15 protein-coding genes and 1 pseudogene are annotated in these 20405 nt (G+C 69.5%); 7 read left to right on the top strand and 9 right to left on the bottom strand.

The window, feature by feature from the left end; translation table 11 throughout:
• Window positions 1-87: 87 nt before the first annotated feature.
• Window positions 88-1017 (bottom strand): LysR family transcriptional regulator, encoded by a 930-nt coding sequence (locus tag ACN0RJ_RS17840; protein WP_417725087.1) that lies wholly within the window; start codon window positions 1015-1017, stop codon window positions 88-90.
• A 353-nt stretch (window positions 1018-1370) separates the two neighbouring features.
• On the opposite strand from ACN0RJ_RS17840, the gene ACN0RJ_RS17845 reads away from it, so the two are divergent.
• The 5 genes from ACN0RJ_RS17845 to ACN0RJ_RS17865 all read left to right on the top strand — a co-directional run bounded on the left by ACN0RJ_RS17845 (window position 1371) and on the right by ACN0RJ_RS17865 (window position 6324).
• Window positions 1371-2339, top strand: a complete 969-nt coding sequence (locus ACN0RJ_RS17845) for a tripartite tricarboxylate transporter substrate binding protein (protein ID WP_417721427.1) — start codon at window positions 1371-1373, stop codon at window positions 2337-2339.
• 118 nt (window positions 2340-2457) lie between these two features.
• Window positions 2458-2931 (top strand): tripartite tricarboxylate transporter TctB family protein, encoded by a 474-nt coding sequence (locus tag ACN0RJ_RS17850; RefSeq protein ID WP_417721426.1) that lies wholly within the window; start codon window positions 2458-2460, stop codon window positions 2929-2931.
• A 7-nt stretch (window positions 2932-2938) separates the two neighbouring features.
• Window positions 2939-4450, top strand: coding sequence for a tripartite tricarboxylate transporter permease (locus ACN0RJ_RS17855; RefSeq protein WP_417725088.1), 1512 nt, complete (start codon window positions 2939-2941; stop codon window positions 4448-4450).
• Between the two features lie 114 nt (window positions 4451-4564).
• Complete coding sequence (locus ACN0RJ_RS17860) at window positions 4565-5860, top strand: SDR family oxidoreductase (RefSeq protein ID WP_417725089.1); 1296 nt, start codon at window positions 4565-4567, stop codon at window positions 5858-5860.
• A complete protein-coding gene (locus tag ACN0RJ_RS17865) occupies window positions 5857-6324 on the top strand; it encodes a DUF2269 family protein (RefSeq protein WP_417721423.1) in 468 nt (155 codons plus the stop codon). Before ACN0RJ_RS17860 ends, ACN0RJ_RS17865 begins: the two co-directional genes overlap by 4 nt.
• A 245-nt stretch (window positions 6325-6569) precedes the next feature.
• On the opposite strand, the gene ACN0RJ_RS17870 is transcribed toward ACN0RJ_RS17865, so the two are convergent.
• Window positions 6570-7355 (bottom strand): aldolase, encoded by a 786-nt coding sequence (locus ACN0RJ_RS17870; RefSeq protein WP_417725090.1) that lies wholly within the window; start codon window positions 7353-7355, stop codon window positions 6570-6572.
• A 299-nt stretch (window positions 7356-7654) separates the two neighbouring features.
• Here ACN0RJ_RS17870 and ACN0RJ_RS17875 point away from each other — a divergent pair, with 299 nt between their 5' ends.
• Complete coding sequence (locus ACN0RJ_RS17875; protein ID WP_417725091.1) at window positions 7655-8365, top strand: hypothetical protein; 711 nt, start codon at window positions 7655-7657, stop codon at window positions 8363-8365.
• 13 nt (window positions 8366-8378) lie between these two features.
• Here ACN0RJ_RS17875 and ACN0RJ_RS17880 read toward each other — a convergent pair whose 3' ends face one another.
• The 6 genes from ACN0RJ_RS17880 to ACN0RJ_RS17905 form a co-directional block, all read right to left on the bottom strand.
• Entirely contained in the window at window positions 8379-13301 is a 4923-nt protein-coding gene (locus ACN0RJ_RS17880; RefSeq protein WP_417725092.1) for an ELWxxDGT repeat protein, read from the bottom strand.
• Window positions 13302-13691: 390 nt separating this feature from the next.
• Window positions 13692-14168, bottom strand: a complete 477-nt coding sequence (locus ACN0RJ_RS17885) for a tripartite tricarboxylate transporter TctB family protein (RefSeq protein ID WP_417725093.1) — start codon at window positions 14166-14168, stop codon at window positions 13692-13694.
• Window positions 14165-15724 carry a tripartite tricarboxylate transporter permease gene (locus ACN0RJ_RS17890; protein ID WP_417725094.1) on the bottom strand — a complete coding sequence of 520 codons (1560 nt, stop codon included), beginning with the start codon at window positions 15722-15724 and terminating at the stop codon, window positions 14165-14167. Before ACN0RJ_RS17890 ends, ACN0RJ_RS17885 begins: the two co-directional genes overlap by 4 nt.
• An 89-nt stretch (window positions 15725-15813) precedes the next feature.
• On the bottom strand, window positions 15814-16899 hold the full coding sequence (locus ACN0RJ_RS17895; protein WP_417725095.1) for a hypothetical protein: 1086 nt from the start codon (window positions 16897-16899) through the stop codon (window positions 15814-15816).
• A gap of 45 nt (window positions 16900-16944) precedes the next feature.
• Window positions 16945-17907 (bottom strand): VOC family protein, encoded by a 963-nt coding sequence (locus tag ACN0RJ_RS17900; protein ID WP_417725096.1) that lies wholly within the window; start codon window positions 17905-17907, stop codon window positions 16945-16947.
• Window positions 17904-18587 (bottom strand): polysaccharide deacetylase family protein, encoded by a 684-nt coding sequence (locus ACN0RJ_RS17905; protein ID WP_417725097.1) that lies wholly within the window; start codon window positions 18585-18587, stop codon window positions 17904-17906. Before ACN0RJ_RS17905 ends, ACN0RJ_RS17900 begins: the two co-directional genes overlap by 4 nt.
• 314 nt (window positions 18588-18901) lie before the next feature.
• Between ACN0RJ_RS17905 and ACN0RJ_RS17910 the strand changes: the two genes are divergently transcribed.
• Entirely contained in the window at window positions 18902-20200 is a 1299-nt protein-coding gene (locus ACN0RJ_RS17910; protein ID WP_417725098.1) for a LysR family transcriptional regulator, read from the top strand.
• A 16-nt stretch (window positions 20201-20216) separates the two neighbouring features.
• Here the strand turns inward: ACN0RJ_RS17910 and purU are convergent.
• Window positions 20217-20405: pseudogene (gene purU, locus ACN0RJ_RS17915) on the bottom strand (formyltetrahydrofolate deformylase); the annotation flags it as partial.

The raw sequence follows: 20405 nt of genomic DNA on the forward strand, positions 1-20405 counted from the left end.
GGACGGGCGCAGGCCCGGTGCGGCGCACTGCGGTCGCCGCGCCGGCCGTCCCCGCGATTCGCGCCCCCTGCCGCGCGATCTCCGGCCTCAGCGCAGGTAGAGCGCCGCGTTGCGTCTCAGGCAGCCCGAGAATTCCACCGCCGCATCGCTCAGCGCCTCGCGCTTGCGGGTGATGAGCCCGAAGCGGTCGAGCGTGATCTTCGGGCGCACCGGCAGCACCGTGAAAACCCCCGCGCGCAGATGCACGTCGACGACCGAGGCAGGCAGCAGCGCGATGGCGTCCGACACCTCCACCAGCGTCATCATCGCGAGGATGGACGAACATTCGATCTTGTCGACCGGCGCGCGCAGCCCGGCCTCGCCGAAGGCCGCGTCCAGCGCCCGCCGCGACGGCGTCGCGCGGGGTTGCAGCACCCAGGGGCAGTCCGCCAGTTCGGCGAGGCCGGCGGGCCGCTGCCCGGCCAGCGGATGCCCCGCACGGGCGACGATGACCAGTTCCTCCTCCGCGATGGGTTCGAAGTCGAACAGGTGGCGGTGCCGGTCGGTGCTGAACCGCCCCACCGCCAGGTCCAGGCGGCCGTTTTCGAGCATGTCGAGGATGGTGTCGCTGGTTTCCCCGTGCACGACCACCATGAGCAGCGGGCGCATCCGCTTGATCTCGGCCAGCGCATGGGCGACGAGGCCGGGCGCCGCGCCCGAGATGACACCGATGGTCAGCGTGCCGTAGCCACCCGTGCGCCGCGCGTGGAATTCGTCGGAAAAGTGAAGCAGGCGCGACAGTTGCCCGCGGGCGTTGTCGATCACGAACTGGCCCAGCGGCGTCGGCTTCATGCCGCGCGGTTCGCGTTCGAACAGGGTCGCCTGGAACAGCTCCTCGACGTCGCGCAGCATCTTGGACGCGGTCGACTGCGTCATGTTCAGAACGCCCGCGGCGCGATGGGTCGTGCCGTGGTCGGCCAGCGCGACGATCAGCGACAGGTGCCGGACCTTGAGGTTGCTGGTGATGTCCTTGTCCACGCCGGCCCCTCGCCCCCCTGCCAAGCGATCGCGTTTCGCGATTGCAAAACCCGAATTATTCATTGGCACGTTATCACTGCGCTGGTTAGCGTCAACGCCGAGGAGACTGACGGGGGAGGTCACGTCGCATTGGCCAGTCGCATGAGCGGACCTGACGCACAAAGGATGCCGTCGGGCCGGCTGTGGAGCCTGACCGTACCGGATCGCGCGCACCGCGCGTCCCCGGTCGCGATGCACGGGGCCGGATTGCGGCCCCGGACCACACCGAATTCGGCAGTCCCGACTGTCCGGCCTGCACGCGGGACCACGCCGCGCGTCGGCCGGAACACCGAAATCCAAGGAGGAGGATAACGATGCAATTCACCAAATACGCCGTCGCGCTGAGCGGACTGATGACCCTTGCCGGAGCCGCCCATGCCGAGGGCTACCCCGAACGCCCGATCCAGTTGATCGTGCCGTGGGGCGCCGGCGGCGGCACCGATGCCGTCGGCCGCCTGCTGGGCGCCGAGATCCAGAAGGAACTGGGCGTGCCCGTCAACGTGGTGAACCGCACCGGCGGTTCGGGCGTGGTAGGCCACAGCGCCATCGCCAATGCCGACCCCGACGGCTACACCATCGGCATCATGACGATCGAGATCGACATGATGCACTGGCAGGGCCTGACGGAGCTGACCTACGAGGATTACGACATCCTGGCCATCGTCAACGCCGATCCCGGCGGCGTCATGGTGTCGGCCGATGCCGGCTATGACAGCGTCGCCGCCCTGCTCGACAAGATCAAGTCCGAGCCCAAGGGCACGCTCAAGGCCTCCGGCACCGGCCAGGGCGGGATCTGGCACGTCGGCCTCGCGGGCTGGCTGCTCTCCGAAGGGCTCGACCCCGACCAGGTCACCTTCGTGCCCAGCCAGGGCGCGGCGCCGGGCCTGACCGACATGGTCGCGGGCGGGGTCGACATCGTTCCCTCCTCGCTGGCCGAGGGCCGGTCGATGATCGACGCGGGCCGCGTGGTTCCGCTGGCCAGCATGTCCGCCGAACGCCAGGGCGCCTTCCCCGACGTGCCGACCCTCGCCGAGGGCACCGGGTCCGACTGGACCATCGCGGTGTGGCGCTCGGTCGTGGCGCCGGACGGGCTGCCGGACGACGTCAAGGCCAAGCTGATGGCGGCGGTCGAAGCCGCCTACAACTCCGATGAGTACCAGACCTTCATGAAGGACCGCGGCTTCGGTCTTCGCTGGGCCGCCGGTGACGATGCGAAGGCCATCGTGGCCGCCGACGACGCCTCCTTCGGCGAGGTGATGAAGAAGGCGGGACTCGCCAAGTAAGGCGGACCCGATCGACGGGCGGGGCGCGGCACGGGCCGGGCCCCGCCCTTTCCGACCGGGACGTGCCGTGGCCCGGCCCGGCCCCGCGTTCCGCTCCAATGTCCGGAAGGATGCTTCGATGCGTGTCACCGATCTGACTCTCGGGGTGCTGACCCTGCTTGGCGGGATCGCGATATATCTCTCGGCAATGAATTTCCAGGCCATCCCCGGCCAGAGCTACGGCGCCGGAACCATGCCGCGCGCGGTGGCGCTGGTCACGGTGCTGGTGGGCTTGTTCATGATCGTCAAGGCGATCCGCTCCGGCGACGGCCGCTTCGGGCTGCAACTGGCCGAGTGGACCCGCAGCGGGGCCGCGCTCGGACGCGCGGCCATCGTGATCGTGCTGATCGTGGGGTATATCCTGGTCTCGCCGCTCATCGGCTTCGTGCCGACCGCCGTCGTCGTGATGGTCGCCGCGATGCTGACCCTCGGCGCCCGCCTTCCGGTCGCGCTGGTCGTGTCGGTGGTGGCCGCCCTCGTCATCCAGCAGAGCTTCGGCAAGCTCCTGCTCGTCCCGCTGCCGCGCAGCGCGATCCTCTCATTCCTGTGGTGATCTGCTGATGTCCACCGTGCTGGAGGCCGCAGGCCTCGTCTTTCAACCCTATGTCCTGGCCGTGATCTTCTGCTCGGCCGCCTTCGGCATGTTCGTCGGCGCCATTCCGGGACTGACCGCCACCATGGCCACCGCGCTGCTGGTGCCCGTCACCTTCTTCATGGAGCCGGTGCCCGCCATCGCCACCATCGTGACCGCCACCGCCATGGCGATCTTTGCCGGGGACATCCCCGGCACCCTGCTGAGGATGCCCGGCACCCCCGCCAGCGCCGCCTACGTGCAGGACGCCTACGCCATGACGCGGCAGGGACGCTCCGAAGAGGCGCTCGGCGCGTCGCTGGTGTTTTCCTCGCTCGGCGGGATCTTCGGCACCATCGTGCTCATCACCTGCTCGCCGGTGCTGGCGGAAATCGCGCTCAAGTTCTCGTCCTTCGAATACTTCTGGCTGGTGGTGCTGGGCCTTTCCTGCGCAGTCTTCATCTCGCCGGGGGCACCGTCGCGGGGGCTGATCTCGTTGTTCATCGGCCTCTTCGCCGCGACCATCGGACTCGAGAATCCGGCGGGCGTGCCGCGCTACACCTTCGGCTCGGTCGAGCTGATGGCCGGGGTCCAGTTCATCCCGGCGATGATCGGCCTCTTCGCCGTCTCCGAGGTGATCCGCGGCTTCATCCACCGCACCAGCGCCGAGGCGCCGCCCGCCCCGAGCGGCAAGGGCATCTTCCGCCAGCAGGCGACGAACCTGCGGAAATACCCGCTCCAGGCCCTGCGCGGCAGCGCGCTCGGCACCGCCATCGGCGCGCTTCCCGGCGCGGGGGCGGACATCGCCGCCTGGATCTCCTACGCGGTGTCCAAGAAGTTCTCGAAGACCCCGAAGAAATTCGGCACCGGCCACGTGGAAGGCCTGGTCGAGGCCGGGGCCTCGAACAACGGCGCGATGAGCGGCGCGTGGATTCCGGCGCTGGTCTTCGGCATTCCGGGGGATTCCATCACCGCCATCGTCATCGGCGTGCTCTACATCAAGGGCCTGAACCCCGGGCCGATGATCTTCATCACCCAGCCGCAGATGATCTACGCGGTGTTCATGGTCTTTCTGCTGGCCAATATCATGATGCTGCCGCTCGGCTGGCTCGCGATCAAGAGCGCCCGGCAGGTGCTGTCGATCCCGACGCGGATCCTCATGCCGATCATCCTGATGTTCTGCATCGTCGGGTCCTTCGCGATCAACAACTCGGTGTTCGGGATCATGCTGATGCTGGTCTTCGGCGTCATCGGCTTCCTGATGGAGGAGAACGACATCCCCATCGCCCCCGCGATCCTCGGGCTGGTGCTGGGGCCGATGCTGGAACAGAACTTCGTCACCTCGATGATCAAGGCCGACGGCAGCTTCCTCGCCTTCTTCGAGCGCCCCATCGCGGGCGGGCTGGGCCTGTTCACCATCGCGATCTGGATGCTGCCGCTGCTGCTGATCTTCCTGCGGCGCGGCAAGCGGCCGGTCCCCGCGGACATGCCCGAGAGCTGACCCGACACCGGGCGTCGGTCCCGCAGCGCGTGCCCGCCCTGCGGCGACGCGCGCCTTGACGGCGGCGGGGGCGATCCGCAAGGCTCGCCCCGTCGGATGACGGGGGAGTGGCCGGTGCGCAAGGCGATCGTTCTGGGCGGCTACGGGCTGATCGGCTCGGCCTGCATGCGGGCGCTGGCGGCCGAGGGCTTTGCCGTCACCGGCGTCGGCCGCTCGCCCCGCGCCGCGCGGGCCGCCGATCCCGACGCGGACTGGCGGTTTCACGACCTTGCGACGCTGGACCCGACCGGGTGGCGGACCCTGCTGCAGGGCGCCGATGTCGTGGTGAACGCAGCGGGTGCGCTTCAGGACGGCGCGCGGGATTCGCTGGAGGCGATCCATGTCACCGCCGTCGCCCGGCTGGTCGAGGCCGCCGCCGGAACCCCGCTGCGGATCGTGCAGATCTCGGCGGCGGGCGTGTCGCCGGAGGCACCGACCGCCTTTTTCCGCACCAAGGCCCGGGGCGATGCCCTGCTGGCCGCCGGGGCCGGTCCTCACGTGATCCTGCGCCCCACGCTGGTACTGGCCCCGGATGCCTACGGCGGCACGGCGCTGCTGCGCGGCGTGTCGGCGCTCCCCCGGGTCCTGCCGCGCGTCCTGCCCGGGGCGCAGGTGATGACCGTACATCTCGACGATCTCGCCGCCGCGGTGGTACGCGCCGCCCGCGGCGACGTGCCCTCCGGCACGATTGCGGACATCACCGGGCGCGGCAGCCGCAGCTTTCCCGACCTCGTTGACGCGATCCGGCGCTGGCAGGGCTTTGCGCCGCCGCGCTTCCGCCCCGCCCTGCCCCGGGTCCTGCTGACGGCGGCGGGACGGGGGGCCGATGCGCTGGGGCATCTCGGATGGCGGTCGCCCCTGCGCACGACCGCCCTGACCAGCCTCGAAAGCGGCGTGACCGGCGATCCCGCCCGCTGGGAAGCGCTGACCGGACAGGTCTGCCGCGACCTCGCCGGGACGCTGGCGGATCTGCCCGCGACCCGGCAGGAGCGTCTGTTCGCACGGCTCTATTTCGCCCTGCCCCTCGCCATCGCCACACTTGCGCTGTTCTGGATCGTCTCCGGCCTCGTCACGCTTGCCGACCCGGCCCGGGCGATCGCCGTGGCCGAGTCCGGCGCGCTGCCACCCCCGCTGTCCGCCGCCACCGTCTACGGAGGCGCGCTGGCCGACGTGGCGCTCGGCCTCGCGATGCTGTGGCGGCCGCTGGCACGGCAGGCCGCGCTCGGCATGATCGGGTTGTCCGCCGCCTATCTCGCAGGCGGGCTGATCGCGGCGCCGGATCTCTGGGCCGATCCGCTCGGCCCGATGGTCAAGGTGTTTCCGGGCATGACCCTCGCCGCGATGGTCGCGCTGATGCTGGAGGAGCGATGAGCGTCGAGATCCTCCGCTTCCTGCACGTGATCGGCGCGACGGTACTGCTGGGCACCGGCGCCGGGATCGCCTTTTTCATGGTGGTGTCGAACCGCAGCCGCGACCCGGCGCTGATCGCCCACGTGGCGGGGATCGTGGTGCTGGCCGACACGCTGTTCACAGCGACCGCGGCCATCGCGCAGCCGGTCACCGGATACCTGCTGGCGCGCGCGGCCGGGTGGCCGATCCTCGACGGCTGGGTCGCGCTGTCGCTCGCGCTCTATGTCGTCGTCGGCCTGTTCTGGCTGCCGGTGGTCGTCATGCAGATCCGCCTGCGCGACATGGCCCGGAAGGCGCGGGACGCGGGCACGCCGCTGCCCGACGGCTATCGCAGGCTCTACCGCTGGTGGTTCGGCTTCGGCGTTCCGGCCTTCGCGGCGGTGCTCGCGATCCTCTGGCTGATGCTGACCCGCCCCGCGCTATAGGCCCTGCCGCCCCCCGGCTGTCACGAATCCGCACGATCCGGCACAAACCCGGAGGTGAAAAAGCCCCGGAAATAGCGTTCAATGACGGGGCGGGCGCGATCTGAAGACGTCCCCTTCACACACAGGATTGGCATCCGAACCGGCCTCTCTGTCGCGCCCGCAGCCCTTCGCGAAGATCCCTCTGCGCACCGTCCGGCGACCCCCCGGGCGGTGCGTTCGGCCGTCCGGTCCGGCGCCGCTGCCGGTCAGGCCGCGGTTTCGTAGGACGGATCCGAGGCGGAGAGGATGCGCCGCACGCTCAGCAGATGCAGCCGCGCGCTTTCGGCATCGCCCTCGGCGATCTGGCGCGCGGTCTTTTCCGCCAGCTGCGGCGGCACCGGCACCAGCGCGCGGCCCGTCGACATGGCCTTGACCTGCGCCTCGGCGGCGCGTTCGAGGTAATAGAGATCGTCCCAGGCCTGCGCGATGGAATTGCCCACGACCATCACGCCGTGGTTCTGCATGAACAGGATGTCCGCGGCCCCCATCATCTGCGCGATCCGGTCGCCTTCGGAACTGTCGAGCGCGAGGCCGTTGTACTCCGCATCGACCGCCACCCGCCCGTAGAACTTGAGCGAGGATTGCCCGGCATAGACCAGCGGTTCGCCTTCGGTCATCGCCAGCGCCGTGGCATAGGGCATGTGGGTGTGGAAGGCCGCGACCGCGCCGGGGCGCATCTTGTGCAGGCGGGCATGGATGTAGAAGGCCGTCGCCTCGGGCCGGCCCTCGCCCGCCAGCACGTTGCCGTCGAAATCGCAGATCAGCACGTCGGCGGCGCGGACCTCCTCGAAGGCGAGGCCGTAGGGATTGACCATGAACAGGTCGGGATGCCCCGGCACCAGCGCCGAAAAGTGGTTGCAGATGCCTTCCTGAAGGCCCAGCCGCGCCGCCATGCGCAGGCAGGCCGCAAGATCGCGCTTTGCCTCCAGGATCTCGGGGGTGTCGAGACCGTCACGTGTCACGCGGCCCGCGTTCGTCAGTTCATGCGCCATTGTCTTTCTCCTCATCTTCCGCCGGTGCCACCGGATCACGGGCCCGCGCGGGCCTGCCGGTCACGGCCGCCCCGGGAACCTTGCCCGGACGATGAAAAGCAGAAGGCCACCCGCCATGTAAAGGCGATTGTCCACCTTGGCGCGCGCACCCGCGCAGATTGACCATCGCCTGCGACGGGCAAGGACGATCCCTCAGACGGGGGCCGGCGCGGGCCGGGGAACCCTTGCCCATCGCGGCAGCGGGTGGTCAAGTGGGCGAAACATCCCCCGCAAGCGGGGCCGAACGGGAGCCTGCCGGCATGGCGATACGAAGCGACGCGGCGATGGTGCTTTTCTACGACGTGGAGGGCGAACCCGCCGATCACGACGGCTGGCACAGCCACGAACATCTTCACGAACGGCTTTCGATCCCCGGCTTCCTGCGGGCGACGCGCTGGGTCGCCACGGACGGCGGGCCGCGCAACTTCGTCACCTACGAGGTGACCGGAACCGACGTGGCGACCTCGCCCGCCTACCTCGCGCGGCTGAATGCGCCCACCGTCTGGACCGGCGCGATCATGCCCCGGTTCCGGGGAATGATCCGGGGCTTCTGCTCGGTCCTGGCCAGCCGGGGTTACGGGCTCGGCGCGCGGGCCTGCGTGGTGCGGTTCCTGCCGCTCCCCGGACAGGAGGACCGGGTCGCGGCGGAGATCGCCGACCGGATCGACGGGATGGCCTACCGCACCGGCATCGCGAGCGTGCAGGTCATGCGCCCCGAGGCGCCGCCGCCGATGACCCGCGAACAGGCGCTGCGCGGGGCCGACAGGGCGCTGCCCTGGCTGATCCTCGCGACGGGATACGACGCGGACCGGCTCGACGCGGCAACCCGGCAGGTGACGGCGGCAGTACGGGATCTGCTGCAGGAGGCGACCATGCACGGCTACGCTCTGGACCACACGGCCACCGCCGAAGAGGTCGCCCGCACGCCCCGCCCCGCGGTGACGGGGCCGGGCGGCGATCCGGCGGGCTAGGCCCCCGCCCCCCCTACGAGAACAGGAAGTCCGAGAAGTCCGTCAGCACGGTGCCGACGACGAGGATGGTGTCGGACTGCCCGGCCACCTCGACCAGGGTGTTGCCCCCCGACGCGGTCAGCGTCAGGTCGGCCTGCACGTAGCCGACCATCTCGATCGTGTCGGTCCCCGGCGAGAAGCTCTGCAGACGGTCGTTGCCGAAGGCGCCCTCGAATTCGAAGGTATCCGCATTGAGCCCGCCGAACATGCGGTCGTCGCCCTCGCCGCCGATCACGGTGTCGTCGCCGTTGTTGCCGTAGATCGTGTCGTTCCCGGCCCCGCCGAAGATCAGGTCGTCGCCGTCCTCGCCATAGATCAGGTCGTCGTCGCCGCCGCCGTCGATGGTGTCGTTGCCGAGCCCCCCGAGCAGCGTGTCGAGACCATTGTTCCCGGCGATCATGTCGTCGAGATCGTTGCCCTCGACCCAGTCGTCGCCGTTGCCGCCCTCCATCGTGTCGTTGCCGTTCTGGCCGATCAGCGAGTCGTTGTCGTCGCCGCCGAGGATCAGGTCCGATCCGCCGCCGCCGTCGATGGTGTCGTCGGCCTTGTTGCCGATCAGCGTGTCGTTGCCGGTGTTGCCGGAAATCAGGTCGCGCCCGTCGCCGCCGGTGATGCTGTCGGTGCCGGTGCCCCCCGCCAGCGTGTCGTTGCCGAGGTTGCCGATCAGCGTGTCGTTGCCGTCGCCGCCCAGCAGGCTGTCGGTGTTGCCGCCGCCGACGAGGCTGTCGTTGCCGTCGCCGCCGATCAGCGTATCGGCACCGTTCTCGCCGCGCAGGGTGTCGTGCTGGCGGCCGCCGAAGATCAGGTCCCCGAAATCGCCGCCGAAGATCAGGTCGTCGCCGTCGTCGCCGCGCAGCGTGTCCGACCCGATGCCGCCATCGACCGTGTCGGCCCCGCCCCCGGCGTTGATGGTATCGGAGGCACCGCCGCCGGTCAGGCTGTCGCGCCCCGCGCCGCCGAGCAGGAAGTCGGCCCCCGTGCCGCCGTCGATGGTGTCGTTGGCGCCGCCGCCGTCGAGGGAATCGTTGTCGTCCCCGCCGATCAGCATGTCGTTGCCCAGACCGCCGATCAGCGTGTCGTTGCCGTTGCCGCCGATCAGCATGTCGTCACCGCTGTCCGAGATGATGAGGTTGCCGCGGCTGTCGCCGGTGACGGACTCGGGATTGACGTTGGTCAGGTCGATGGTGAAGGTCTCGGTCCGCGACTTGTTGCCGTCGCTCACCATCACGGTGATGTCGTGGCTGGTCCCCTGCTCGAAATCGAGCGCGAGCCGGTCGACGACCGTCACTTCGCCCGTCACGGGATCGATCGCGAACCGCCCGCCCGCATCGCCGGTGAGCGAAAAGCTCAGCACCGCGCCCGGATCGGGGTCGAAGGCGACCAGCGTGCCGACCACGTCGCCGTTCGCCGGGTTCTCCGGCGTGCTCAGGCTGCTGCCGCCGCTGACCGCGATGTCGCTCGGCGCATCGTTGAACGAGGTGGTGGTGACGGAGGTCGCGGCATTGCTGTCGGTGCCGCCCTCGCCGTCGTCCACCTCGAGCGTGAAGGTGGTGGTCTGCGTGGTGCCCGCCGGGGTGGCGTTTTCGGTCGGATCGAAGACCAGGCCCTGAAGCGCCGCCGTCGCCTCGGTCGCGGTGCCGGAGAAGGTGTAGACCCCGCCGCCCGCCGAGACGAAGCCCGTCGCCGAGAGCGAGGCCGGGGTGAACACGCCCTTGGAGGCATCGTCGAGCGTCACCGTCACAAGCAGCGTCTGCTCCAGCCGATCCGCATCGGCAAGGGTGGTGCCCGCGAAGGGGGTGGCGGTCTGCTTGTCGTGGATCGAGGTGCTGCCGCCCGCGCCCGCGATCTCGGGCGCGACGTTCGGCAGGGCGACGAAATCCCCGATGCTGCTGCCGACCGAGGTGAAGGTCTCGGTCAGCTGGATGGTGTTGCTGGTGCCGTCGGTCACCCAGAACTCGGTGCCGCTTCCGCTCTGGTTGCCCCGGAAGAACAGCAGCCCGTCCGATGCCAGCGGGTCGGTGAACTGCGTGCTCGCGTCGCTGACGAGGGTGGTCCCGGCGACCGTGCCGTCGGACCTGTAGATGCCGTAGCCGCCCGCGTCGTAGTCGTAGACGCGGAAGTAGAGGTCGCCGTCGTAGAGCGTGGGCGTGCCGGACACCGACGAGAAGTTGCCGATCTCGACCGTGCCGGCGACCGTGCCGTCGCTGGCAAAGGCCAGGTATTCGCCCGCCGTGTAGTCATAGCTGATGAAGATGAACTTGCCGTCGACCGCGCCGATGAACTGCTGGAACCCGTGGTTGGCGCCGCCGGTGACGTCGACCGTGCCCGCGACCGTCCCGTCCGACGCCATCATCCGGTAACGCGACGTGCTGGTGTCATAGACGGAATAGAAACCCGTGCTGCCCGAGATCCCGCCGAAGGTGCTGAAGTAGCGCGAGGCGGCGCCGGTCAGGTCGACGGTGTTCGCGGCGGTGCCGTCGGTGCCGAAGATTTCGTACCGGGCGGCGGTTGAATCGTAGAAGGTGAAGAACCCGTAGCCCGCCGTCGTCCCCTGAATGGTGACGCCGCCGCCCCCGGTGCCGGGGTTGTTGTCGCCCAGAAAGACCGTCCCGGCCGCGGTTCCGTCCGAGAACCACGCCTCGCGCCCGTTGACCGGCTCGGTCGCCGAGAACAGCACCCCCCCGGCAAAGGGCGTGATTTCCTGCGGGCTGGAGCTGTTGGAGCCGAAATAGATGTCGCTCACCATGCCGGTTCCGCCGGAGGTGCCGTCGGTCACCCAGAGCTCGTAGCCGTTGGTCGAGTTGTAGCCCGAGAAGAACAGGTTGCCGCCGGATTCCACGTAATTGCCGGAAATGCCGGTGATGCTGCCGATCTGCGTCGTGCCGCCCGGCGTCCCGTCCGAACCGTACAGCCCGGTCGGCGAGCCGCTCGCGAGAAACACCATCATGCCGCCGATGACCCCGATGCCGCCGGTGCTGACGTTGTAGTCGAGCACGGGGCCGGTGCCGCCGACGGTGCCGTCCGAGCTCCAGATCTGGTAGCCGTTGGTGCTGTCGTAGGCTTCGAAGAAGACCTCGCCCATGTAGTCGGTGAGGTAGTTGAAATTGCTCGCGTCCCCGGTCGGGATCAGTTGCGAGGTGCCGGCGACCGTTCCGTCCGTCACGAAGAGCGAACTGCCCGTCCCGTCATAGGCGGTGAAGAACAGCGCGCCGCCGGATTCGGTCAGGTCGTCGATGTTGGCGTTCACGCCGCCGGGGTTGATGTCGGTCAGCGCCATGGTGCCGCCGACCGTCCCGTCCGACACCCAGAGCTCGCGCCCGAGCTGCGGCGTGTCCAGCGTGAAGAAGGTCGTGCCGGCCGCCGACATGATGTCCTGCGGGCTGCCGGAGGTGTTGGTGTTGACATCGGTGTTGATGTCCTCGACCAGCACGGTGCCGCCGGGCGTGCCGTCCGAGAAATACAGCTCCTGCCCGGTCTCCGGGTCCGTCGCGAGGAACAGCACGCCGTCGGCATAGGGGATCAGGTCGGTGATGTTGGACGAGGTGAGCCCCGGCGCGATGTCGCTCAGCATCTGGGTGCCCGCCGCCGTCCCGTCCGAGGCCCAGAGCTCGTATCCGGTCGTGGGGGTGTAGGCCTCGAAGAACAGGAAGTCGCCCGACACCACCGCGTTGCCGGCCTGGAAGTTCGTCACCGGGGCGAGAAAGCTGGTGCCCCCGCCGGTTCCGTCGGTGATGTAGATGCCGATCCCGTCCGCCGTGCTGGTGCCGGCGAAGATCATGTCGTTGCCGAGCTGGAACTGCGAGCCGGTGGTATAGACCGTCACATCCGCAAAGGGTGTCGTCCCGCCCGCCGTGCCGTCCGTCGTCCAGAGCTGATAGCGCGAGACGGCGGGGTTGTAGGCCTCGAACACCAGCGTGCCGTTCAGATCGAAGAAATCGCGCGGGTTGTAGAGCGTGGTGTCGCCCACCACAGGGGCCGTGCCGGAGGGCGTGCCATCGGTGGAAAACAGCAGGTAGCGGCCGGTCGAGGAATCATAGGCGCGGAAAAACGCCTCCGAACCGATGACCGTGAGGTGGTCGATGCCGGAGCTGGAAGTGCCGGTGTAGAAATCCCCGAGAATCTGGGTCCCGCCCGGCGTGCCGTCGCTGACCCAGAGTTCGCGCCCGGTGGTCGGATCGGTCGCGGTGAACAGCAGCAGGTTGCCGAAGGGCGTCATGTCCTGCGGCGTGGAATAGCTGGTGCCGGGGTAGATGTCGCCGAGAAGCTGGGTGCCCGCGGTGGTCCCGTCGCTGACCCAGAGTTCCCGGCCGTTGGTCGGATCGTAGGCGGTGAAGAACAGGTTGCTGCCCACCGCGACCATGTCGTTGATCGAACTTCCCCCGGTGCCGGTGTTGACATCGGCGACGATGGCCGTGCCCGCCACCGTCCCGTCCGTGGCCCAGAGCTCGGACCCGTTGGAGGAATCCGTACCGAGGAAGAACACCCGCCCGTCGAAGGCGACCGGATCGTTGAACGCGCCGGTATCGCCCAGCAGCGTGGTTCCCGCCGTCGTGCCGTCGGTGCTCACCAGCTGGTAGCCGTAGAGAGTGTCGTAGGTGCGGAAATAAAGCTGCGAGCCGAGCACGAAGGTCTCGCCGTAGACTGCCGCGCCCGAGGACATCAGAAGCTCGGTCCCCGCCTGCGTGCCGTCGGTGGTCCAGAACTGGTATTCCCCGGCGTCGGAATTGTAGACCGAAAAGAACACCAGACCGTTGATCATCGTGAGGTCGTCCGGATTGGAACCGTTGGTTCCCGGCACGATGTCGCTCAGCAGGAACGTGCCGCCCGGCGTGCCGTTGGTCACCCATATCTCGTTGCCGGCAGTCTCGCTGGTTGCGGTAAAGACTTGTACGGTCATGGAATGAACCTCCAATGTTCGATGCAGCTAAATGAGCGGGTAAAAAAAATTTGCCTCGGGTCTCGCCCCAAGGGTCCACGAATCGGTCCGTTCGGTCAACCTTGCGGCCCGCCGCCGATCGCCCGTATTTTGATCTTTCGGATTAATTTTTGTGCATTCTCGCGGGGCCGATGGCATTCCTGACAGGCAGGCGGTCCGGCCGCCCGACGGATGCCTTTCCCCGTCGCCGCCGTCGCCGCCCCGGCACAGGGCCGCCCCCGGGGACGTCCGGAGTTGGGTTCCGAAGCGCCTCCGGCAGCCGCCATCCGGACCGGAAACGGTCTGGAACGCCCCGCCCGCCAGCGCCGCGGCAGGGTTGCCCCGGCCCCCCTTCCGCGGCCGCGGCCCGGTTCAGAACGGCAGCCACTCTGCCAGAAGCGGGGCCGGCAGGGCGACGTTCATCACCGACACCAGCAGCCCGAAGATCAGCGCGACCATGATCGAGGCGGCCAGCGCCGCGACCCACCACGGCTCGCGCTTCCAAAGGCAGTAGCCCAGCACGAACAGCGGGATCGCGATCAGGTGGCCCAGCAGCCAGACGAGGCCGGTCAGCACGAAGAGCGACGTCACCGGCATGACGACCGAGCGGAGATGCTCCGGACCGAAGGCATCGGCGACCTCGCCCTCCTCCGGCGCAGCGCTCCCTGCCCCGGCCCGGCGCAGCAGCGCGATGACGTAGAGCACCGCGCTGATCAGCACCGCGCCGCCCGCCACCGCGGGGAACAGCCTGTCCTGCAGCGGCATCGACCGGGTGTCGACGAGCGCGTACAGCCCCGCGGCACCGATCGCCACCGACAGGAACAGATCCACCATCGTCTTGCCGTTCATGCGTCTTCTCCGATCGGTTGCGCCGGTGTCCGGCCTTCGGGATCGTCCCCAGGGCGGATCCGCGGGCCGCGCCTCAGGCGGCGGTAGAGCGGCTTCATGAAGACGCTGGCAAAGGTGACGAGGCCGATGACCCAGACCAGCGGACGGTCGGTCAGGGCGCCCCAGCCGTGCAGGTTGACCGACAGGAAGAGGTAGCGCTCTGCCAGCCCGCCCATGATGAGCCCCATGATGAGCGGGACGCGCGGCCAGTCGGCATGTTTGAACAGGTATCCGAACAGGCCCATGACGAGGAAAACCAGGACATCGCCGAAGGATTGATGCTCCATCGTCGCGCCCACCAGCATGGTCCCGAGGATGACCGGCACCATGAGGCTGGCGCGGATGTAGCAGAGCCTGACCAGCCAGCGTTGCAGCAGCAGCGCGATGGCGGCGCCGATGACATTGGCGGCCAGCATCACCCAGATCATGCCGAAGGTCACGTCGAGCTTTTCCCCGATCATCTCGGGGCCGGGCACCAGCCCGTAGACGATGAGCACGCTGAGCAGGATCGCCATCGCGGCGTTGCCGGGGATGCCGAAGGCCACCGTCGGGATGAGCGAACCGGGCTTCTGCGCGGCGGTGCCGGCCTCGGGCGCGATGACGCCGCGCACGTTGCCCTTGCCGAAGCTTTGCGGGTCCGGGTCGGAATTGACCGCCGCCCCGTAGGCCATCCATTCCGCGACCTGCCCGCCGAGCCCGGGGATGAAGCCCGCGATGGCCCCGAGGGTCGAGGCCTTGACCACCAGCCAGGCATTCCCGACCGTATCGGCAAGGCCCTGCCGCAGCCCGTCGAAGCCCTTGATCGGACTGCCTTCCGCAATGGTCGAGCCGCGCCTCGCGAGGTCGATCATCTCGGGAATGGCATAGAGGCCGAGCACGACCGGGATCAGCGGGATGCCGTCCCAGAGGTAGAGGATCTCGCCCGCCATGCGCGGCAGGCCGGTCGAGGTCTCGATTGTGACCATGGCCAGCAGGATGCCCGCGCCCGCCATCATGCCGCCGCGCAGCGCCGAGCCCCCGGCGAGGGTGCCGGTCAGCAGCAGTCCCAGCAGGATCAGCATGAAGAATTCCGGCTGGCCGAAGGCGAACACGATCTGCCGCAGGAAGGGCAGCATCACCATGAACAGCCCCGCCGCGACGATGGTGCCGAAGATCGACGCGAAGTAGGAGGCGCTCAGCGCCCGCCCCGCCTCGCCGCGCTTGGCCATGGGGTAGCCGTCGAGCGTGGTCGCCATCGCCGCCGAGGTCCCCGGCACCCCGAGCAGGATCGCCGGAATGCTGTCGGTCTGGGTCGTCACCGTCACCATGCCGAGCAGAAAGGCCAGCCCGGAGATCGGCTCCATCGTGACCGCGAAGGGCACCAGCAGCGCCAGCCCGATCAGCCCGCCGAGGCCGGGGACCAGGCCGACGAACATCCCCACCAATGTCCCGACCATCATCATGCCGAACACCTGCCAGCTGAGCAGGACTTCGAAACCGCTCGTCGCCGCGCCCAGTATGAGCCTTGCTTCTTCCACCACCTGCTCCTCGATCCCTCGGCCGCGCGACACCCGCGCGGTCCCCCTGCCCCGGCCCGGAGGGGTGCTTCCCTCCGGGCCGCGGGACGTCAGCCGTCGTTGCCGACGATCATCGCATATCCCGGCGCGCCCTTCCGGAAGAACGGCGCGCTCAGCACCTCGATGCTCTCGTCCAGCAGCGCCCGGGCCATGTCGCTCGGCACGTAGTCGAGCGGAAAGCCCAGCAGCCGGGTGTGTTCGGCGATGAACTCGGGGTCGCGCGCCGCCGCGTCGGCGGCCAGCCGCCAGGCCTCGACGATCTCCGGCGGCGTGTCCCTGGCCAGAAAGAACCCCTTGCCGAGCTGTTCCGAAGCGATCGCCGCGCGCAGGGCACGGTAGGCGTCGCTGTCGCGGCCCTCCGGCACGGTCTTCAGGTAGATGTCGAGAATGGTCGGCACGCCCTCCAGCCCGGCCTGCGCGATCACCGCGCCGGAGGCGTCGATCACCCCCATCTGGAACAGCGGCTTGATGCCGAGCGACAGGTAGTTGTCGGCGTTGCGCAGCCAGGCCTGCGTGTAGACGTAGCTCATGTCGAGTTCGCCGTTGGCGAGGGCCTGGATGATCGTCTCGGTGCCGCCGAAGCCCGTGACCACCTTGAGCGGGTTGGCCGCAGCGTCGAAGACCACCTCGGCCGCCATCACGTTCACGTTCTGCGACCGCGTGCCGTAGGTCTGCTGCCCGACACCCGCCGGGTCCGGCGCTTCGCTGGTCAGTTCCGACGCCCGCCCGGCCACGTGCAGGAAGCTCTGGGTTTCGGCGGCAAAGACCGGGAACCGGCCGAGGTCGAACCGCGTGCCCGGCATTTTCAGCGCGTGGGCCACCAGCACGTTGGTGTTCAGCATGGCCGCTTCCAGCCCGTCCGGCTTGCCGGTCGCCCAGAAGTAGTTGGCCAGCGTCAGCCCCCCGGCGCCGAACTTGGACTGCACGAGGATCTCGGGCCGGCCCGGCAGGTATTTCGCGATGTAGTTCGACCAGGTCTGCAGCGACAGGACGGAATCCGCGCCCTGGTGCGATGTCCAGAAGGTGATCCTCCTGCCGGAAAAATCCGCCTCCGCCGCGTTTGCCACCCTCGCCGGCATCAGCGCCGCCGCCGCGGCCCCGGCCAGAAAGCCGCGCCTTTTCATGTTCGTCGTCATCTTCGTCCTCCCTTGGATGTCCTGCCCGTCACCGGGCCCTGCCCGTCACCATGTCCTGCGGATCGTCGCCTCCCCCGGCTCGACCCCCGGGAACCGGCTGGCCTCGGTCAGGTAGCTTTGTGCGGCGCGCGGGCCCCACGGCACGAATTGCGCCCGCTCCGTCACGTCGCGGCAAATCGTCCCGTCCTCCGCATCGACGATCTGGATCGGGTGGCCGAGCAGCTCGATGCGGTGCCCGTCCGGGTCGCGCAGGTAGAGAAAGGCGGCGTGGTCCTGTCCGTGGCGGCTGGGGCCGTATTCGACCCGGGCACCGAAGCCGAGATCGGCGGCGATGTCGCCGGCGCGGAACAGGTTGGCGGTTTCTGCCACATAGGCGAAATGGTGCATCAAGGGCCCCTGGCGGCATCCCAGCACCAGGTCGTGCGGGTTGTTCTTGCGATGCAGGAAGGCCGAGAAAAGCCGGTCCCCCGGCGCCCTCGAACAGTCCGAGATGCGGAACCCCAGCCCGGTATAGAAGGCCGCCGCCCGGTAGACGTCGGGCACCTGCACCTGTACGTGATCGTAGCGCAGCGCCGGGGCGCCCCGGTGGCTGGCGGTGCGGTTCTGGCGGCGCGGCAGGGTCGACATCCGCGCGCAGAGTTCCACCGGAATGCCCGCCGGGTCCGAGAACCGCAGGCTCGGCCCCTGTTCCGGCACCTCGACGCGGCGCGGGCTCAGGCCCATGTCGGTCAGGTGGCGTTCCGCGCGGTCGATCTGACCGGCGTCCCTGACCCGGTATCCCAGGTAGTCGCAGGCCGCGACCGGCCCCTGCCGCAGGATCAGGCTGTGGTGGGCGGTTTCCTCGACGCCCCGCAGCCATGCGGTGTCGCCGTCGCGGGCGCTGAGCAGCAGCCCGATGACCTCGCGGTAGAAGTCGAGGCTCGCGCCGAGGTCGGCAACCGTCAGCGCGATATGGCTGGCGCGGGTGATGTCGAAGGCGGGCGCAGGTTCGGTTGCGGGATGGATCACGGTCGCACCTCCCCGAAGAAGGCCGCGGCCCGGGCGGCGGGATCGTCGTTGACGATCATCTCCGCCCAGGGCGACAGCACGCCGCGGTGGATCGGGATCACGTCGGGCGGAGACTCCTGCCGGAAGCTGCCGCCGCGTTTCAGCACCATCTCGATGAAGGGTTCGAGAAAGCCCATGCCGCCCCGCACCCGGTCGTGGACCACCACCGAGGACCATTCCCGCGCCTCGCAATAGGCCATCGCCCGCCCCGGCCACCCCGGGGGATCGCCGCCGTCGCGGGGCATGACGCCCCAGAGCGCGACCGTGTAGCGCCCGGCCACCACCCGGTCCATCGCCCCCCGGCTGAGCAGGTGCCGCCCGACGCGGCCCTTGCCGTTGGGCCGGAACAGCCGGTCGGGATGCGACAGCTCGCCCAGCAGCGCCTGCGCGTCGTCGATCTCGCGCGCCGGAACGTCGGGATCGGGCACCAGCCCCAGCGGCAGCCCGTGGCTCATCGTGTGGTTGCCGATCCAGTGTCCGGCGGCATGGGTGCGCACCGCCATCTCGCGCATCGCCGGATCGCGCAGCTTGCCCGCCACCAGGAAAAAGGTCGCGCGGATGCCGTAGCGCTCCAGGATGGCGAGAACCTTGGGAGTTTCCTCCGGATCCGGCCCGTTGTCGAAGGTCAAAGTCACGTGCATGTCGCCCTGCCGCCACGGCCCGGAGACGGGCGGCGGCGGTCCCTTTCTGTCATGTCCCGGCGATGGTGGTGGCGGAACCGACGCCCCGTCAATCGACGCACCCGCCGCGAAAGCCGATCTTATGGCCGCCTCCCCGGATCTGATCGAAAGCCGGAACCGGGCCGATCAAGCCTGTCGGAAAACTTATCAACGCCGGAGAAGAATCGCGCCGCGCCGTGCCCCGACGCGCGTTGCCAGACCGGCTCGCGCCGCGTAGCCTGACCCAAGGGGGCCGGTCGGCCCCGAGCATCCGCATGAGCCAGGGGGGGGAGGACATGCCGCAAGCCATCTCGACGAGCCTCCGGCACCTGCGCCTGTTCCGGACGCTGTCCGAGACCCGGCATTTCCGCCGCACCGCCGACCTGATGAACCTCTCGCAGCCCGCCGTCAGCCAGGCCATCGCCGGCATGGAGGCCGAGATCGGCGTCGCCCTGTTCGAGCGCACCACCGCCGCCTCCGAACCGACGGCGGCCGGGCAGCGTCTTGCCGCCGGGGTGGAGCGGCTGTTCGCCAGCGTCGAGGCGGCGCTCACCGCCGCCGGGGCCGCCAGCCGGCCCGACGCCCCGGTCGCGCAGTTGGCGAACCGGCTGACGCGCAGGCATCTGGCCGCCCTGCGCAGCATGGAGGCGACGCGGGACGGCGCGATCCCGCTGGCCGAGCCGGAACGCGCGCGCACCTACCGGGCGGCACATGAGCTGGAACGGCTGATCGGCGTGACGCTGGTCGCGCGCGGCGTCGGGGGCTTGCGGCTCACCGAAACCGGGGCGCGGCTTGCGCAGGACCTGGCCGCCGCCGAGGCGCTGCTGAACGACACCGTGCGCGCGATCCGCGCGGGCCCGGGTCCCGCCGCGCGACTGCGCATCGGCTCCATGGCGATGACCGCCAGCTACATCGCCGCCCCGGCCATCGACGCCTTTGCCCGCCGCTATCCCGACTGCCGGGTCGAGGTGCGCACCTGCGACTGCCGGGCGCTGATCGACGGGCTGCGGCGCGGCGACTACGACCTCGTGGTCGGCATCGTGCACCTGGCCCGCGACGCGCCCGACCTGGTCTTGCGCACCTTCGGATCGCTGCCCTACCTGATCGTCGCCCGGCGCGGCCACCCGCTCGCGGCGCGCGACCGGGTCGAGCTCGGGGATCTCGCCGGGGTCGAATGGCTTTCGCCGCCCGAGCAGAGCGCCCGGCGGCGCGTCGTCGACCGCATCCTGTCGCACATGCCCGGCGCCTCGCGCTCGACCTTCGAGATCGGGGGCTTTGCCGCGCAGTCCAGCCTGATCCGCGGCAGCGACCGGCTGGGCGTGATGACCCGGTTCGAATTCCGGCGCGACAATCACGACGGCGGCATGGTGGCCCTGCCCTGCACCTTCGAACTGCCGCCGCACAGGCTCGGGCTGACCTGCCGGGCGGACTGGCAACCGACGCCCGAACAGGCCTGCCTGGTCGGGTTGCTGCAGGCCCGCACCCTGCGCATCATCGAAGAGCTGGCGCCATCCCGCCCGCAGTCCGCACCGCTTCCGGGGTCGCGCGCGGAGGCCCGGCTTCTCACCACCGCGCCGGGGCATCCGGCGGCGTGATCCCCGGGCGCGGACCTCAGCCCATGCGTTCGGAGGCGTGCTCGCCGGGCGAAGCCGGGAAGACCACGGTCTTGTTTCCGTTCAGGAACACCCGCCGGTGGATATGCGCGTGGATGGCACGGGCCAGCACCTGCGCTTCGACGTCGCGGCCCAGCGAGACGTAGTCCTCGGGCGATTGCGCATGCGTCACGCGGACGGTGTCCTG

The organism is Salipiger sp., from assembly GCF_048261495.1.
Taxonomy (GTDB): domain Bacteria; phylum Pseudomonadota; class Alphaproteobacteria; order Rhodobacterales; family Rhodobacteraceae; genus Salipiger.